This window comes from Rhizorhabdus sp. (assembly GCF_018006725.1).
Taxonomy (GTDB): Bacteria; Pseudomonadota; Alphaproteobacteria; order Sphingomonadales; family Sphingomonadaceae; genus Rhizorhabdus.
Window position 1 is genome coordinate 1 of the sequence record NZ_JAGMXV010000391.1, and the last position, 3346, is coordinate 3346.

4 protein-coding genes and 1 pseudogene are annotated in these 3346 nt (G+C 66.4%); 2 read left to right on the forward strand and 3 right to left on the reverse strand.

Going from position 1 to position 3346, the window contains the following annotated elements; genetic code table 11:
* Positions 1 to 193: pseudogene (locus tag KAY22_RS26580) on the forward strand (peptidase M20); the annotation flags it as partial.
* Here the strand turns inward: KAY22_RS26580 and KAY22_RS26585 are convergent.
* A complete protein-coding gene (locus KAY22_RS26585; RefSeq protein ID WP_296626076.1) occupies positions 190 to 1302 on the reverse strand; it encodes a mechanosensitive ion channel domain-containing protein in 1113 nt (370 codons plus the stop codon). The pseudogene KAY22_RS26580 and the gene KAY22_RS26585 overlap by 4 nt on opposite strands.
* A 131-nt stretch (positions 1303 to 1433) precedes the next feature.
* On the opposite strand from KAY22_RS26585, the gene msrA reads away from it, so the two are divergent.
* Complete coding sequence (gene msrA, locus KAY22_RS26590) at positions 1434 to 1979, forward strand: peptide-methionine (S)-S-oxide reductase MsrA (RefSeq protein WP_296626077.1); 546 nt, start codon at positions 1434 to 1436, stop codon at positions 1977 to 1979.
* Positions 1980 to 1988: 9 nt separating this feature from the next.
* Here the strand turns inward: msrA and KAY22_RS26595 are convergent, their stop codons facing one another.
* Both KAY22_RS26595 and KAY22_RS26600 read right to left on the reverse strand, forming a co-directional pair.
* The gene (locus KAY22_RS26595; RefSeq protein ID WP_296626078.1) at positions 1989 to 2927 is read right to left on the reverse strand and encodes an L-threonylcarbamoyladenylate synthase; all 939 of its coding nucleotides are present in this window, start codon (positions 2925 to 2927) and stop codon (positions 1989 to 1991) included.
* Between the two features lie 50 nt (positions 2928 to 2977).
* Positions 2978 to 3325, reverse strand: coding sequence for a GntR family transcriptional regulator (locus KAY22_RS26600; protein ID WP_296626079.1), 348 nt, complete (start codon positions 3323 to 3325; stop codon positions 2978 to 2980).
* Positions 3326 to 3346: the final 21 nt, after the last annotated feature.

Below are 3346 nucleotides of genomic sequence, written 5' to 3' on the forward strand. Positions count from 1 at the left end.
CTACACGGGTGATTGCTACCATCAGGCCTGCGATGCCTGGGGTCCGGACTGGAATCTCGACGGCGCGGTGCAGGATATCGAAGCGATGGCGATCATCGGCGACGAACTGGCGCGATCGCGGCGTTGGCCGGGTTGGAAGACCGGTTCCGAGTTCAAGGCTATCCGCGAGGCGAGCGACGCCGACCGTCGTTAGGCGTCGCCAGCTCCGTCGTTCACGGACCGAATGTCCAGCGCACCAGCGGGAAGCTGTCGGCGGCGCGGAAAGGCCTCCGGCATTTCCTGTGCGATAAAGGTCAGCAACGCCTCGCGGACTTCGCAGCGCAGGTCGAAGGCGTGGCCCGCGTCGCGCGCCGTGACGAGGACGCGGACCTGCACCGCATCGGGTGCGGTCTCGGTCACCTGCAGATTCCAGAAGCGGCGATCCCAGCGCGGATTGGCCTCGACGATCTCGCCGGCTTTCGCGCGCAACCGCGCGAAATCGGTGGCGGGGTCGAGATGAAGGATGACCGACCCCATCAATGCCGAAGTGGAGCGGGTCCAGTTCTGAAAGCTCTCCTCGAGAAACTTGGAGACGGGCACGATCAGCCGGCGGTCGTCCCAGATGCGGACGACGACATAGGTCAGGCGTATCTCCTCGACGCGGCCCCATTCGCCCTCGACGATCAGAACGTCGTCGATCCGGATCGGCTCGGTGAAAGCGAGCTGGATGCCCGCGATTAGATTCTTGAGCGCTGGTTGTGCGGCCGCGCCGACCGCGAGGCCGGCCAGACCGGCCGAAGCGATCAGCGTGACGCCGACATTGCGGACTCCGGGGATGCTCAGCAGCATCATGCAGATGGTGAGGAAGAGGATCAGGAAAACGGCGATCCGCACGAGGATCACGAGCCGTGTCTGGCGTCGGCGCGCTTCCAGATTGTCCTCGGCGGTGAGGTCGTGGCGCGTGGTGAGGATATCGCTGGTTGCGCGGACGAGCGCGATGGCGAGCCAGCCGATCAGGCCGGGAATGGCGAAGCCCGTGAGCTGGATCCAGAGGCGGACGGCCCAGTCGGGCAGGTGCAGCGCCGGCTGGACCATGCCGAGCGCGACAAGGAGGAACATCCAGCGGGCCGGCTCGCGGACGCGCGCTACGATCAGGTCGTCCGCGCCGTTGCGGGTGCGCGCCGCTATTCGGACGAGCAACGCGTGGATCAGTCGGTGGGCTATGGCCGCAACGATGATGGCGAGCGCGACGATGATGAGGTCCGCAGCCAGCGCAGCCAGCGCGGGCGGAAAGGCCAGATGGCCGATCAGCAAATCTTCCATGCCCGACCAATGAGGGGGTGGGGCTAGGGTTCCTCGACCGATCCCTTCTTGAACGCGCTTCGTCGCGCGCGGCCGGTCGTTGCAAGTGCGCTCCGATGCCCTATCTCTGTGGGCAGATACGGAGATCAAATATGGCGAAGGAAATCGCGACGCTGGCCGGAGGCTGTTTCTGGTGCGTCGAGGCAGTGTTCGACGACATCATCGGCGTCGAGTCGGTCGAGAGCGGCTATATCGGCGGGCAAGTTCCCAACCCGACCTACAAGCAGGTGTGCAATGGCGACACCGGCCATGCCGAGGCGATCCGCATCGCGTTCGACAGTGACGTGATCAGCTATGGCGAATTGCTCGATATCTTCTTCCACGTCCACGACCCGACCCAGCTGAACCGCCAGGGCAATGATGTGGGGACGCAATATCGCTCGGCCATCTTCCCGCATTCGCCCGAGCAGGAGGCCGAGGCAAAGGCGGCGATCACCCGTGCGCAGGCCGACTGGTCTGGTCCGATCGTGACTCGGATCGAGCCGGATGCGCCATGGTATGTCGCCGAGGATTATCATCAGGAATATTTCGCGCGCGAGGGAGCCGGCAATGGCTATTGCGTGATGGTCGTCGCGCCCAAGCTGGCGAAGTTCCGCAAAAGCTATGCCGCGCGTCTCAAGGATAGCGCGAAGGTCTGAGGCCCGGCCTTAGCGCGGCGCCGCCGCGCGCCGCAGCCGGTCGTTGATCGCGATGCCGAGCCCGACGTCCGGGATCGGCGCGACGGCAATGGCCGGCGCGGCGGCGGCATCGGCTGCGTACAGCAGGTCGAACAGCCGCGCTGCCGCTTCGGCGAGGTCGCCGGATCGCGACAGCGAAGCATCGCCTTCGATCGCGCCGTAACCGATAAGATATTCGTCATCCCGGCGCTCCGCAGCATCGAGCCGCACCGCTTTCGACGGCGCATAATGGCTGAGCATCTGCCCTGGCGCCTCGATCTTGCCATTGTCGTGCAGCGACAAGGGCACGCCGCTCGTCTCTGCAAGCATCTCAGGCGTCACGCTTCCCGGCCGCAGCAGGCGTAAGCGCTCATCTTCGACCGCGACGATCGTCGATTCGATCCCGACCTCGGTCGGCCCTCCGTCGAGCACCAGTTCGATCCGCCCGGCGAGCGACTGCGCGGCATGTTCGGCGCGCGTGGCGCTGATCGAGCCACTTGCATTGGCAGAGGGCGCCGCCAGCGGTCGGCCGCAGCGGGCGATCAGCGATCGCATCACCGGATGCGCCGGCATACGGACTGCGACGGTGGACAGGCCTGCCGTCGTCAGCCGCGCCACCGGTGCAGCCTCGGCAAGCGGGAGGACGAGCGTCAGCGGACCCGGCCAGAAGGCGTCGGCCAGCCGACGCGCCAGCGGCGAGAAGATGGCGATGGTCTCGGCCATGGCCATGCCGTCGACATGGACGATCAGCGGATTGAAGCTGGGTCGGCCCTTGGCCGTGTAGATGGCGGCGACGGCATCGCCGCTGGTAGCGTCCCCTGCCAGCCCATAGACCGTCTCGGTCGGAACCGCGACCGGCCGGCCGCGCCCGATCGCTTCCGCAGCGGCGGCGATACCGGCTTCGTCGGCAGGGCTGATCCGGGTGTCCATGACCCGCGCGCTATAGCGATGAACGGGAGCGGGCAAGCCCCCGCAATGGCTCAGCCTTCGACGCGGTCGAGCAGGTCGGCAGCGTCGATGTGCAGGCGCCGCATGGTGCGGACGACGCGCGGCCATTCGTCGCGCAGGAAGGCGGCACGCGCCTCTTCGCGCAACCGGGCAGTTGCGCCTTCGGCGACGAACATGCCGACACCGCGCTTGACGGTCACGAAGCCTTCGTCCTGAAAACCCTGATAGGCCTTCGCGGCGGTCAGCGGGTTGGCGCCATGCTGCGCAGCAAAGACCCGGACCGAGGGAAGAGCGTCGCCGTCGCCAAATGTGCCGTCCAGGATGGATTCGGCGATGGTATCGCGTAGGCGGAGATAGACGGGACGGTCCTGGCTGCTCATGGCGTCACACTGTGCTAACAC